This window comes from Micromonospora sp. PTRAS2, from assembly GCF_054052245.1.
The window spans coordinates 1-13,412 of record NZ_JBSWBU010000014.1 but is presented as its reverse complement, the minus strand read 5'-3'; the positions used below and the strand labels follow the sequence as shown (position 1 = coordinate 13,412).

Genomic DNA, 13,412 nt, shown 5'->3' with positions numbered 1-13,412 from the left:
CCAGCGGGCGCAGCGTGTCGTTGACCGACTCGATGAGCTGGCGGACAGGCTTGCGTAAGTGCTCGTCGCGGCGTGGGGCGCGGTTGCGGCACAAGGGCCGCAGCAACCACACCCCACGCTTGATCGACGACGAGCAATGCGTGTGGCGGGACCTGCCTAATCACGGCCTTCAACACGGTGCGCATGTCGATCCCGACCACAGGGATCTGCCGGCGCCAAGTGGGTGGGCGAGCGGTCAGCCAGCCGGTGGCTGCGGCGACTGCGAGCCCAGCGAGCCACGTGACAACACTTTGATACATATGAATCAGATTCTTTCGGTCATCGCCAAAACCATCCAAAGCAATGCCTATTCAAATCGAGAGATCACTATTTGACTGCCATTCGCTGTAGAGTCGGCACACCACCGGGTAGGGCCCCGAAATTCGCGGTGTCGTGTCGCAACGAGAAGAAGGAGCTGTCGATGGAATTGCCGCACAGGATCACACTCGTTCGCGCCCGTCGGTCGGGGCGCACCGCCGTCGCGCTCGTCGCTGCCACGCTGGCTGCCGTCATGTTCGTTCAGCCGGCGGCCTGGGCCGCTGGTTCGAGCCCGGCTCCGGGCGCCGTCGGCCACATCCTCGGCGCCGGCGGGACGAATGCGGTGCCGGGTGAATACATCGTGGTGCTCAAGGACAGTGCGGCCGGCGGCCCCGCAGGCAGCCGGCAGTCCGTGGTGACCAGCCTGGCCCGGGCGCTGGCTGGTCGATTCGGCGCCGTGCCGGAACAGGTGTGGGGCGACGCCCTCAACGGCTTCTCGGTGCGGACCTCCGAGTCGGTGGCCCGGCGACTCGCCGCCCATCCGGCGGTGGCCTACGTGGAGCAGAACCAGACCGTCGAGGTGCCCGAGGCCACCATGCAGCCGACCAGCGTCCAGCCGAACGCGCCATGGAACCTGGACCGGATCGATGCTCCGCTCGGACTCGACACCACCTACAACTTCGTCAGCAAGGGCTCCGGGGTCCGGGTCTACGTCATCGGCCCCGGGATCCGCACCACCCACCAGGAGTTCGGCGGCCAGGCCTCCCACGGCTACGCCCAGAGCTGCTTCACGACGCTCGGCACGCATGTGGCCGGCATCATCGGCGGCACGACGTACGGGGTGGCAAAGGACGTCACGTTGGTCTCGGTCGGCCTGCCCAACTGCAACGGCGGCCTCAGCGCGTTGATCGGCGCCGTCGACTGGGTGGTCGCCGACAACACCCCCTGGAGCCCGCCCACCGTCGGAGACTTCGTGCTGGCGGGCGGTCTGAGCACCGCGCTGAACACGGCGGTCGCCAACGCCGTCGTCGACGGCATCGTCATGACGACCTCGGCCGGCGACACGAGCCAGGACGCCTGCCTCGGCTCGCCTGCTTCGGTGCCCACCGTCCTCACCACCGCCTCCATCCAGTCCGATGACGTCCGGGCACCCCACTCCAACTTCGGCCCGTGCGTCGACCTCTTCGCTCCCGGCGTGAACATCGTGTCGGCCTCGCCCGCCTCCAACACCGCCGTCATGTCCCTCGACCTCACCATCCAGGCCTCCGCGCACGTGGCGGGAATGGCCGCCCGCGTGCTGAGCAAGAACCCGACCTGGACGCCGGCGCAGGTGCACTCCTTCCTCGTCGACAACGCCACCCCGGACGTGGTGATCAATCCCGGCATCGACTCACCGAACCGTCTGCTCTACGGTCCGCCCACGCTCTGACGGCGGCCAGCAGCCGGCGGCCCGACCCTGGTCGGGCCGCCGGAGCGGCAGCCGCGCACGTGTCGCTGCGACGGGGGCTCACCTGGTTCTCCGGGTGCACGGGGGGAACCGACGGCGTCACTCGGACAGGAAGGCGTCCACGTGGGCCAGGAACTCACCCCAGGCCGGTTCGGACGCGGTAAGCAGATGGTTAGGGCTGTCGAGCAGGACCAGCCGGCTGTCGGGAATGAGCGCCGCCAGCTCGGTGCCTGCGTGGCCGGGACCCTCCCGTCGTCGCGGGAGTGCAGAATCAGCGTCGGACACGCCACCCGATGGGCGATGGCGGATACGTCGATGTGCGCGAACTCCTCCAGAAACCGAACCCCGTTGGCAGGCAGGTCGACCGGCGCTGGAACGCGATGAACTCCTCCCAATCCTGCCGTGAGCCATCGGGCAGGAACTGGGAGGTGAAGACCTGGAGAAAGCGCGGATCCTGATGGCTCCAACCGACCCGGGCCAGTTCGAGATCGATGTCCGCCGCGCCGCGCTTCATATCGTCGCGGGCCCGAACCCGCCGGCCCCACGCATACGCCCCGGCGAGGATCAACCGGGCTGACCCGCTCGGGGCGCCGTACCGCGTACGCCACCGCCACCGCGCCGCCCTGGGAGACTCCGAGCAGCGGAAACCTGTCGAGTCCGATCGCCTCGACCAGGGATTCCAGGTCGTCCACCCCGTCGTCGAAGGTGAAGCTGGGCACCACCCAGTCCGACAGTCCGCACCCCCGCTCGTCGTAGCGGATCAACCGACGGTTGCGGGCGAGGTCGACAAACCAGTGCGACCACACCGGTGTAGCCCATTCCAGGTCGAGGTGGGTCATCCAGTTCGCCGCCTTCACCCAACGGCGGGCCCGTGCCGACGGAGGCGCAGGCGATCCGGGTGCCGTCTCCGGCCGGGCAGACCCGGGGACTTTTCGTGGCTCAAGCGAAAGTTCGCCGCGGTTGGGCAGAAGGTATGGACAGCGGGATCGAAGCAGCTTAATGTCTTCGCCATCACGAAAGTGTTTCGGCGAGGTGAACCGGCGGCGCGGTGACCCATCGACCGCCCTCCCCCGCTACGGCATCCGGCGCGACGGCGCGCGCCCCGCCCTGGCATTCGAACGTCAGGAAGGGACGGACAGACAGTGTCCAACCACGACGGCGCGCTCGGCCGGCGAACAACGTCGGTCAGCTCCGCACTACTACTGGTGGCCGCCGCCGGGCTGATCGCCCTCGGCAGCCCGGCCCCCGCCCAGGCCCACACCATCAACCCCACCGACTTCCAGCAGGTCACCCTGGCCAAGGGGGTGGCCGAGGTCGGCGAGCCCATGACCATCGCGGTGCTGCCCGACCGGTCGGTGTTGCACACCGCCCGCAACGGCACGCTGCGTCGCACCGACGCGGCCGGCACCACCACCGTGGTCGGCACGATCCCCGTCTACACCCACGACGAGGAGGGCCTCCAAGGCGTCGGGGTGGACCCGAACTTCACCACCAACCGGCACGTCTACCTGTACCACGCCCCGCCGCTGTCCACCCCCGCCGGGGACGCCCCGGCCACCGGCACGGACTTCTCCGCCTGGCAGGGCGTCAACCGGCTGTCCCGGTTCACCCTCAACGCCGACTGGACGCTGAACACGTCCAGCCAGGTCACCATCCTGGACGTGCCAGCCGACCGAGGCATCTGCTGCCACGTCGGCGGGGACATCGACTTCGACGCGGCCGGGAACCTGTACCTGTCGACCGGCGACGACAGCAACCCGTTCGACTCCGCCGGATACGCGCCGATCGACGAGCGGACCAACCGCAACCCCGCGTACGACGCGCAGCGCAGCGCGGCCAACAGCAACGACCTGCGCGGCAAGATCCTGCGGATCAAGGTGAACGCGGACGGGAGCTACTCCATCCCGGCCGGGAACATGTTCGCCCCGGGCACCGCGCGGACCCGTCCGGAGATCTACGCGATGGGGTTCCGTAACCCCTTCCGGATGAGCGTGGACAAGGCCACCGGGGTCGTCTACGTCGGCGACTACGGCCCGGACGCCGGCACCACCAGCACGCGCGGCCCCAGCGGCCAGGTCGAGTTCAACCGGGTGACCGGGCCGGGCAACTACGGCTGGCCGTACTGCACCGGCGCCAACACCGCCACCGAGACGTACGCGGAGTGGGACTTCGCCGCCGGCACCGCAGGCGCCAAGTACGACTGCACCGGCGGCCCGACCAACAACTCGTTCCGCAACACCGGCCTGCCCACCCTGCCCGGGGCGCAACCGGCCTGGATCCGGTACGCCGGTGACGCCGGCAGCCCGCCGGAGTTCGGTGGCGGCTCCGAGTCGCCGATGGCCGGTCCGGTCTACCGCTACAGCGCGTCGAACCCGTCCACCACGAAGTTCCCGCAATCCTTCGACGGCCAGTTCTTCGCCGCCGAGCTGGGCCGGGGCTGGATCAAGCCGATCCACGTGAACGCCGACGGCTCCCGGGGCGCCATCGACGCGTCGTTCCCCTGGAACGGCAAGCAGGTCATGGACTCCGCGTTCGGCCCGGACGGCGCGCTGTACGTCCTCGACTACGGCACCGGCTACTTCAACGGTGACGCCAACTCGGCGCTGTACCGGTACGACTACGTCGCCGGTGGCAACCGCGCGCCGACCGCCGTCGCCGCCGCCGACAAGACCTCCGGGGCGGCCCCGCTGACGGTGAACTTCTCGTCGGCCGGGTCGTCGGACCCGGAGGGCGGGGCGCTGACCTACTCGTGGGCGTTCGGTGACGGCACCACCTCCACGGCGGCCAACCCCAGCAAGACGTTCACCGCCAACGGCACCTACAACGTCACCCTGACCGTCAGGGACCCGCAGGGCGCGACCGGCACCGCCGGCGTGCAGATCGGCGTCGGCAACACCGCCCCGACCGTCACCATCACCGGCCCGGCGAACGGCTCGCTCTTCTCCTACGGCGACGCGGTGCCCTTCAGCATCACCGTCACCGACCCCGAGGACGGCACCATCGACTGCGCCAAGGTCAGGATGACCTACGTGCTCGGCCACGACCAGCACGGCCACCAGATCACCTCGAAGAACGGCTGCTCCGGCTCGATCACCATCCCGGTCGACGGCGAGCACGACGACGCGGCGAACATCTTCGCGATCTTCGACGCCGAGTACACCGACGCCGGTGGGCTGACCACCCACAAGCAGCACACCCTCCAGCCGCGCAAGCGCCAGGCCGAGCACCTGAAGACCTCGTCGGGGGTGACCCTCTACGACAAGGCCGCGGCCGAGGGCGGCCGGACCGTCGGCAGCATCGACAACGGCGACTGGATCGCGTTCGAGCCGTACCGACTCGACAAGGCCACCTCGTTCAGCGCCCGGGTCTCCTCCAACGGCGTCGGCGGCACCCTCCAGGTACGGATGGGTTCGCCCACCGGCACCGTGCTGGGCCAGGCGACCGTCCCGGTCACCGGCGGCTGGGAGACCTTCGCCACCGTCACCGGCACCGTCTCCGGCGCGCCGGCCAGCACCGGCACGCTCTACCTCACCTTCGCCGGGGGCACCGGGGCGCTGTTCGACCTCGACGCGTTCACGTTCGTCACCGGCGGCACCACCCCGGGCACCGGGCCGGTCGTCGGGCTCGGCGGCAAGTGCCTCGACGTACGCAACGCGGCCACCACCGACGGCACCCAGATCCAGATCTACACCTGCAACGGCACCGCCGCACAAACCTGGACGGTCACCCCGAACAGCACCGTCAAAGCACTCGGCAAATGCCTCGACATCTCCGGAGGGGGCTCCGCCGACGGCACGAAGATCCAACTCTGGACGTGCAACGGCAGCGGCGCCCAGAACTGGTCGGCACAGACCGACGGCACCCTCCGCAACCCACAGTCCGGCAAGTGCCTCGACGTGTCGGACAACAACGCCACCGACGGCCAGGCCGTCCACCTGTGGACCTGCCTGTCGGCCGCCAACCAGAAGTGGACCCTGCCGTAACCCGCCTGTCGGGGCGTCCCCGGGGCGCCCCGGCACCACCCTCCACCCCCGTTCGGGAGAGTGACATGCGCAGACTCCTTCGACCCGTCCTCGGCGCGGTGACCGCCGCTGCCGCGGTTCTTGCCGCTACGACGTCGGCGACGCCGGCCAGTGCGGCCGATGCCCCGTACGACGTGCTGGTGTTCTCCAAGACCGCCGGGTTCCGGCACGACTCGATCGCCGTCGGCACCCAGGCGATCCGCGAACTCGGTGCGGCGAACGGTTTCACCGTGACCGCGACCGAGGACTCGTCCCGGTTCACCACCGCGAACCTGGCCCAGTACGAGGCGGTGGTCTTCCTCAACACCACCGGGGACGTCCTGGACGCCGCACAGCAGTCCGCCTTCGAGTCGTACGTCAACGGCGGCGGCGGTTACGTCGGCGTCCACTCCGCCGCCGACACCGAGTACGGCTGGTCGTACTACGGCAGCCTGGTGGGTGGCTACTTCGCCTCGCACCCGGCCATCCAGCAGGCGAACGTCCGCTTCGAGAACCGGGCGCACCCGGCCACCGGGCAGCTGCCGCAGACCTTGACCCGCACCGACGAGTGGTACAACTACCAGACCAACCCGCGCGCGGGCGCCCGGGTCCTCGCCACCCTGGACGAGTCGTCATACTCGGGCGGCTCGATGGGCGGCGACCATCCGATCTCCTGGTGCAAGACCGTCAGCTCCGGCCGGTCGTTCTACACCGGCCTGGGGCACACCCAGGGGTCGTACGCGGAGGCGGCGTTCCGCAGCCACCTGCTCGGCGGCATCCGGTACGCGGCGGGTCGGGCGAAGGCCGACTGCCGCCCGGAGACCGGCTACAGCAACCTCTACAACGGGTCCACCACCGGCTGGTCGCAGGCCGGTCCGGGCAGCTTCAGCAACTCCGACGCCACCCTCACCTCCGTCGGGGGCATGGGCCTGTACTGGTACAGCGCAAAGCAGTTCACCAACTACTCCCTGAAGCTGGACTGGCGGATGTCCGGCGACGACAACTCGGGCGTCTTCATCGGCTTCCCGCCGTCGACCGACCCCTGGTCGGCGGTGGACAACGGGTACGAGATCCAGATCGACGCCACCGACGCGGCCGACCGCACCACCGGCGCGGTCTACACCTTCCAGTCCGCCGACCTGGCCGCCCGGGACGCGGCCCTGAACCCGCCGGGAGAGTGGAACACCTACGAGCTGCTGGTCGAGGGGGAGCGCCTCCAGGTCTTCCTCAACGGGCGGAAGATCAACGACTTCACCAACACCGACCCGGCCCGCTCGCTCGCCGGCCACGTCGGGCTCCAGAACCACGGTACGGGCGACGACGTGTCGTTCCGCAACGTCCGGATCAAGGAGCTGGGCGGCACGCCGCCGGGCGGCGACACCACCGTGCAGGCCGAGGCGTTCAGCTCGGCCAACGGGGTCAGCGCGTTCACCAAGGCCGGGGCAAACGGCGGACAGACCCTCGGCTACGTCGACCCGGGCGACTGGGCCGCGTACCCGGGTCTCGACCTGACCGGGGTCACCTCGCTGCGGGCCCGGGTGGTCTCCGGTGGTCCGGGCGGCACCATCGGCATCCGGACCGGCTCGGCCACCGGCCCGCTGCTCGGCCAGGTGGCGGTGCCCAACACCGGAAGCTGGACCACGTACGCCGATGTCAGCACCGCCCTGGCCGGGGTGCCCGCCGGTGCGCAGACCGTGTACCTGACCTTCACCGGCTCCGGGACCGGCCTGTTCGACGTGGACGACTTCACCCTCGTCCGGGGCGGCGGCAACCCCGGCACCCCGGGCACCGGGCCGATCGTCGGGCTCGGCGGCAAGTGCCTCGACGTACGCAACGCGGCCACCACCGACGGCACCCAGATCCAGATCTACACCTGCAACGGCACCGCCGCGCAGACCTGGTCGGTCACCCCGAACAGCACGGTGAAGGCGCTGGGCAAATGCCTGGACGTCTCGGGTGGGGCCTCCACCGACGGCACGAAGATCCAACTCTGGACGTGCAACGGCAGCGGCGCCCAGAACTGGTCCGCACAAGCCGACGGCACCCTCCGCAACCCCCAGTCCGGCAAGTGCCTCGACGTGTCGGACAACAACGCCACCGACGGCCAGGCCGTCCACCTGTGGACCTGCCTGTCGGCCGCCAACCAGAAGTGGACCCTGCCGTGATCCGGTAGGCGGGCAGCCCGTGCCCCCGCTGTCGGACCGGCAGCGGGGGCACGTCCGGTCCTTCCGGGTCGGGCCTTCCCAACCGGCGTCAGCAGTCCTGGGCGGGCAGCCGAAGCCGTCATTCGCGGCCGGCGACCGGCGGGTATCAGCCGGCCGCTGCGGCGACTCCTCAGCCGAACTGCCAGCCGATCAGGTTCCACTGCCAGCAGAACCAGGCCAGAGCACCGACCCCGGCCAGCAGCACCCCCTGGTGGACGCGTGCCGCGACGGGTGCCTCACGCCAGCCGGTGATCGCGGTGCCGGCGGCACCGAGCCCCAACGCGAACACCACGATCGGTACGACGAGCAGGGCGCGCAGGCCCACCGGCACGCCGGGCAAAAACGTGCTCGTGCTGCCGGACAGGGCGATTGCCAGCCCGGCCAGGAACCCGAGCCCCAGCACCATCGCCAGGGCCGCCAACCCGCGCGACAGCCGCCACGAACGTGCGTCGTCGGCACGGCCACGTACCCGGCGTACTACCGCGGCACCTGGCACCACCAGCGCACTGAGCGCCACGACCACGAATCCGGCAAGCACCGCGAGGTTGACCGGCAACGTCTGCGCGCCACTGATCCGCTCGAACGCGGCTCCGTCGGTCATCACGTACCGGCCCCCGTCCACGACCACCAGACGGTCGTCGCCGGCCCGGTAGGAACCGTCACCCTGGGGCGTCCACCTCTTGTCTCTGAACCGGAGCGCTCCGGCGTCGGTCACCGTCAAACGCGCCGGATCGAGCAATGTGAGCAGTTTCTCGACGCCGGTGACGTTACGCCGGGCCGGGGCGTAGAAGCCCGCCTGCGGCACCACGGCGCGCTGCGACCCGGACACCGCTGGCGGCGATCCGGGCGCGAACCGGTCGAGGAACCCGTGGACGACCTCGTTCAGCGCGCCGGCCCCCTCCAGCGAGTTGAACGACAGGAAGAGCCCCAGCCGGCAGTCCGGCACCAGCACCAGCACGCTTTCAAACCCCTCCCAGTCGCCGCCGTGCATGAGCACCCGATGCCCGTTGAGCACCCGGTCCATGAAGCCGTGCGCGTACCCACCGACCCGGGGATCCGCCGGGAACGACCGGGTCCGCATGAGCGCGGCTGTCTGCGGCTTCAGGATGCCTTCGCCCCGGCCGAGCTGCGCGATCATGAACTTCGCCAGGTCCGACGCCGTCGCGCTGATCGAGCCGTCCGGCGTGAGCTGGTCGAACATGAACGGAACCGGCGCGCCACCCTCGCCGTAGCTCTTAGCGAGGTCGGGGGCCAGCGCCGCGGGCAACGGCTCGGACGCGGTGCTGTTCGTCATGCCCAGCGGCGTCAGCAGATGCCGCTGCACGTAGGCGTCCCACGGCTCACCGCTGACCTGCGTCACGAGATAACCGGCCAGTGCCGCCCCGTAGTTCGAATACGCCGGCACCACTGCGGGCGGCCGGATCCGCGCCGGGACGTTCTTCGCCAGGTACTCGCCCAGCGGCACGACGCCGTCGGCGGTGCGGGCGCCGGTGCCGATGAGGCGATCCTCGAAACCCGCGGTGTGGTCGATCAGGTCGCGCAGCCGGATCGGCTGCGGGTAGGTCTGCGGGATCTGGAACGTGGTGAGGTACGAGTTCACGTCCGCGTCTAGGTCCAGTCGACCGGCTTCGACCTGCTGCATTACCGCCGTCGCCGTGAACAGCTTCGTGATCGACGCGATACGTACGAGGGTGCGCGCCGGATCCATCCCGGTGCCGGCGGCCACGTCGGCGTGACCGAAGCCGTGGGCGTATGCGAGGTCTGTACCGGAGACCACCGATACGACCGCTCCCGGCGTCCCCGTCCTACGCAACTGTTCCGGCATCACGGACTCGAAGTACGCGGAGGCCGCGCTCGTGGTCGGTGCGGCACAACGGTGCGGGGCGGCGTACGCGGGGTCGGCTCCCACGACGCCCGCCATCAACGCCAGCCCCACGGCCGCCACCAACCCCAGCCCTACGCCCGCCGCCAGCGACTGCACCATGCCGGCACCGCCCTGCGGTCTTCGCCGGGCCGGCTGTTGCCGCCGGGGGAGTGTTCCGCCAGGCGCGGACGGTGGGGTCGAGTCGCTTCGAAGACGCACAGGTCCTCCTTCTCCGGGGGCAGGGCTCAGCCAGTGTCGCGGTCGGCCCGAGCCGGGCGCATCGCCGCGCGGTCGAGGCCGGACCGCGATCAAAGTCGGAGTACGGCCTAGACCTGAGGGGCAGGTGACGCGGGGCGCGGCATGCCTATGCTGCGACCCATGCGGCTGACGTCCTGGCGAACGACACGATCCTGGTTCGGCCGCCAGCGGGTGGGTGACGCGCTGATCGTGGCCGCCTGCCTGGTCCTCACCACGCTGGCGGTCACGACGCCGTGGTCGCCGCTTCCCTTGCCGGTCGTCGGGGCCGCGGGCACGCTGGCCGCACTCGCCACGTGGTGGCGCCGGAGCCATCCGTACGCCGTCGTGGTGATCGCAGCGCTGGGTTACGCGCTGTCGGGCAACGAGGGGCCGCTGCTGGTCGGACTGTTCGCCGCCGGGCTCTACGCATCCCGCCGCCACGTCTGGTGGCTGGTGGTGGTCGGCTGGGCCGGGGCGAGCGGCCTGAACTCGGTGAAGGCCGGGCGTCTGGACTGGTGGGACGCCGAGTTCGCCGCCGTCGTGGCCGCCGCGACCGTCGGGCTCGGCGTCCATTTGGGCACCCGCCGGGCACTGCGGGAGGCGTGGCGCGAGCGGGCCGAGCGGGCCGACGCCGACTTGGCGGTACGCGAGGAACGTGCCCGTATCGTGGAGCGCAACCGCATCGCCAGGGAGATGCACGACGTGCTGGCGCACAAGGTTTCGCTGATCGCCCTGCACGCCGGGGCGCTGGAACTGACCGTGGACGGTGGCGTCGAACGCGTCCGGGAAGGCGCCGGGCTGATCCGGGTGACCGCCCGCGAGGCGCTCGTCGAGCTGCGTAGCGTGCTCGGTGTTCTGCGGGCCGACGCGCAGCCGTACGCGGACCTGAACTCCGTGGTCGCCGACGCCCGGTCGGCCGGGCAGCGCGTGGTGGTGCGCGACAGTGCGGGGCCGTTGCCGGCGCCGGCGGCGCGGGTGGTGCAGCGGGTCGTGCAGGAGGGGTTGACGAACGCGCGGAAGCACGCGCCCGGTGCGGAGGTGACCGTGACCGTCGTACGGTCGGTCGACGCGGTGACGGTGACCGTGGCCAACCCGGTGAGCGAGGCGGCGCTGGACCTGCCGGGTTCCGGGGCGGGGTTGGTGGGGTTGGCGGAACGCGTGCGACTGGCCGGTGGAACGCTGACGGCCGGCCCGGCCGGGACCGGGTGGCGGCTGTGGGCGCAGCTGCCGGTCGTGATGTCCGCCGGGGATTTCGGGGTGCTTCCGGCGGGAGAGCCGCAGGACGTGGAAGCCCGATGATCTCGGTCCTGCTCGTCGACGACGAGGCGCTGGTGCGTGCGGGTCTGCGGCTGATTCTGGAGACCGCGGACGACCTAACCGTCGTCGGCGACGCGCAAGACGGACGCGCCGCGCTGGACGCGGTGACCCGGCTCCGTCCGGATGTCGTCCTGATGGACGTCCGCATGCCTGGGATGGACGGTGTCGCCGCGACGGCGGCGCTCCAGACCCGGACGAACCCGCCGCCGGTGATCATGCTGACTACGTTCGACACCGACGACGACGTGTTCCGGGCCCTGGAGGCCGGTGCCAGCGGTTTCCTGCTGAAGGACACACCGCCGACCGAACTGCTGCGCGCGGTACGCCTGGCCGCGACGGGAGACGGGATGTTGTCACCCAGCGTCACCCGGCAGGTCATCGCACGGATCACCGCGGACGACCGCACCCGCCGCCAGCGCGAGGCCCTGGCCCTGCTGGGCGGCCTCACCGGACGAGAACGCGAGGTCCTGGTCGAGATCGGACGGGGGGCGACCAACGCGCAGATCGCGAGGTGCCTGCGGATGAGCGAGGCGACCGTGAAGAGCCACGTCACGCACCTCTTCGAGAAGCTCGCGGCCGGCAACCGGGTCCAACTGGCGATCACCGCGTTCCGCGCGGGGCTGGTCGACTGAAGGCCCTTGCCGACACGGTGAAGAACACTTCCGCGAAGTAGCCCGGCCGCGGCCAACCCGCCACCGGCGGCCTCCGACCGGGTGCAGGACGGCCACGATGCCACCCACGCCAACTTCAACCCGGAACCGGTACCGGCTCACCGCCGCGTGCTCTGCCATAACCGGATCGACGAACTCCCGGCAGAGCGTTCGGCTCAGATTGCGCGCCAGGTGCCCGGACATCGCCCTCCTTCACTCTCGTGGTCACGGACGTCCGCCGTCCAGCCTGCCGCCGCGGGCCCACCACCACGCGTATACAGGCAGCAGGGACTGTCACCGCTGGCGACCACAATCAGGACGTATCCGTAGTCGGCGACGCACTCGTCAGTGGGGAGCCGTAGAGCAGCGAGCCCCCGTGGCGTGGGTAGGGGGTGGCGCAGGCCGGTGGTCGGCCATGCTCCAATCTCCGCCACCCCTGCACGGCTGCGGCGGCGGGCCCGGCAGGGGATCCGACACGGATTGCCGAATCGGGTCGACGACCATCAACAAGGCGAAGTGGGGTTACACGGGCTCGGAGAACCCGACGCGGGACGACGGCGTCGCCCGGGTAGGCAGGGAGCCGACCGGCGCGGGGACCTTCCGGCCCTTCTTTCGGTTCAACCTGACGAGCCTGTCCGGCAAGGCGATCCGGTCGGTGAAGTTCCTGACCGAGATGACCCATTCGTGGGATTGCGCCAGCACCCCGGTCAACCTGTGGCGGTCGGCTGATCTCGCCACCGCAGGCAAGCAGACGTGGGACGGGCCGAACCTGGCGTTGTGGCTGGATGAGCGGTCGGGACACGCCCACAAGCCTCCGGCCACGCCGAGCTGCCCCAATGACCCGCAGCCGGACCTGCCCATGGAGTTCACCAGCACCAACCTGAGAGGGCAGTCCGCAGTAGCTTGATCTGATCTATGCGTTGAGTCCGTTTGGTGGCCTTCTGGCGGGTTCAACGTGGATAGCGGTAGGCCGATGGGTTGAATGTGAGTTCTGGTCGTACCGTGTGCGGCAGGAAGTTGTCCTCCGCCCCACCGCGACGCTCGCACGGCTCCTTGCCCGGATGGGTCGCGAACTGGCCACCCACCAGGTGCAGGTAATCGGACGACATCCGGAACGAGTCCACGATGCCGCCGTGCCAGCCGGTGAACCCCGTCCCGGCGGCGACCGCCGCGCTGAGGCCCGCGACCTGCTCCTGGGTGATCTGCGACATCGTCACGCACTGCACCACGAGATCGGTGGCGGCCATCTCGGCGGCATCGGCGTAGACGTCCGTCGACTCCTCGATCCGCACCGCGCAGCCGCTGCCTTCGAGGAACGGGATGAACAACTCCGTCGCCCTGACCGGCTCGTGCCCCTCCCATCCGCCCCGAACCACCAGTGCCCTGCGCTGGGCT

Annotated in this window: 10 protein-coding genes and 1 pseudogene; 7 read left to right on the top strand and 4 right to left on the bottom strand. The window is 70.3% G+C overall.

Annotation, left to right across the window (positions count from 1 at the left end; translation table 11 throughout):
• Positions 1 to 7: 7 nt before the first annotated feature.
• Positions 8 to 121, bottom strand: a pseudogene (locus ACVMYR_RS28560) (IS982 family transposase); the annotation flags it as partial.
• Between ACVMYR_RS28560 and ACVMYR_RS28555 the strand changes: the two are divergent.
• Positions 120 to 374: a hypothetical protein gene (locus tag ACVMYR_RS28555; RefSeq protein WP_457123265.1), complete on the top strand. Its 255-nt coding sequence runs from the start codon at positions 120 to 122 to the stop codon at positions 372 to 374. The pseudogene ACVMYR_RS28560 and the gene ACVMYR_RS28555 sit on opposite strands and share 2 nt — an antisense overlap.
• A complete protein-coding gene (locus ACVMYR_RS28550; RefSeq protein ID WP_457123264.1) occupies positions 371 to 1,726 on the top strand; it encodes a S8 family peptidase in 1,356 nt (451 codons plus the stop codon). Before ACVMYR_RS28555 ends, ACVMYR_RS28550 begins: the two co-directional genes overlap by 4 nt.
• On the opposite strand, the gene ACVMYR_RS28545 is transcribed toward ACVMYR_RS28550, so the two are convergent.
• On the bottom strand, positions 1,705 to 2,583 hold the full coding sequence (locus ACVMYR_RS28545) for an alpha/beta fold hydrolase (RefSeq protein WP_457123263.1): 879 nt from the start codon (positions 2,581 to 2,583) through the stop codon (positions 1,705 to 1,707). The two genes, ACVMYR_RS28550 and ACVMYR_RS28545, sit on opposite strands and share 22 nt — an antisense overlap.
• A gap of 303 nt (positions 2,584 to 2,886) precedes the next feature.
• Between ACVMYR_RS28545 and ACVMYR_RS28540 the strand changes: the two genes are divergently transcribed.
• Together ACVMYR_RS28540 and ACVMYR_RS28535 are read left to right on the top strand one after the other, a co-directional pair.
• Positions 2,887 to 5,727, top strand: coding sequence for a PQQ-dependent sugar dehydrogenase (locus ACVMYR_RS28540; RefSeq protein ID WP_457123262.1), 2,841 nt, complete (start codon positions 2,887 to 2,889; stop codon positions 5,725 to 5,727).
• Between the two features lie 65 nt (positions 5,728 to 5,792).
• On the top strand, positions 5,793 to 7,910 hold the full coding sequence (locus ACVMYR_RS28535; protein WP_457123261.1) for a ThuA domain-containing protein: 2,118 nt from the start codon (positions 5,793 to 5,795) through the stop codon (positions 7,908 to 7,910).
• A 169-nt stretch (positions 7,911 to 8,079) separates the two neighbouring features.
• On the opposite strand, the gene ACVMYR_RS28530 is transcribed toward ACVMYR_RS28535, so the two are convergent.
• Positions 8,080 to 9,933: a serine hydrolase domain-containing protein gene (locus ACVMYR_RS28530; RefSeq protein ID WP_457123260.1), complete on the bottom strand. Its 1,854-nt coding sequence runs from the start codon at positions 9,931 to 9,933 to the stop codon at positions 8,080 to 8,082.
• Positions 9,934 to 10,191: 258 nt separating this feature from the next.
• Here ACVMYR_RS28530 and ACVMYR_RS28525 point away from each other — a divergent pair, with 258 nt between their 5' ends.
• The 3 genes from ACVMYR_RS28525 (at position 10,192) to ACVMYR_RS28515 (ending at position 12,924) form a co-directional block, all read left to right on the top strand.
• Positions 10,192 to 11,349, top strand: coding sequence for a sensor histidine kinase (locus ACVMYR_RS28525; RefSeq protein ID WP_431893769.1), 1,158 nt, complete (start codon positions 10,192 to 10,194; stop codon positions 11,347 to 11,349).
• Positions 11,265 to 11,999 (top strand): response regulator, encoded by a 735-nt coding sequence (locus ACVMYR_RS28520; RefSeq protein ID WP_431893771.1) that lies wholly within the window; start codon positions 11,265 to 11,267, stop codon positions 11,997 to 11,999. Before ACVMYR_RS28525 ends, ACVMYR_RS28520 begins: the two co-directional genes overlap by 85 nt.
• A 433-nt stretch (positions 12,000 to 12,432) precedes the next feature.
• Positions 12,433 to 12,924 carry a hypothetical protein gene (locus ACVMYR_RS28515; RefSeq protein ID WP_457123259.1) on the top strand — a complete coding sequence of 164 codons (492 nt, stop codon included), beginning with the start codon at positions 12,433 to 12,435 and terminating at the stop codon, positions 12,922 to 12,924.
• A gap of 43 nt (positions 12,925 to 12,967) precedes the next feature.
• Here ACVMYR_RS28515 and ACVMYR_RS28510 read toward each other — a convergent pair.
• A partial coding sequence (locus ACVMYR_RS28510; RefSeq protein WP_457123258.1) for a ThuA domain-containing protein occupies positions 12,968 to 13,412 on the bottom strand: 445 nt, incomplete at its 5' end.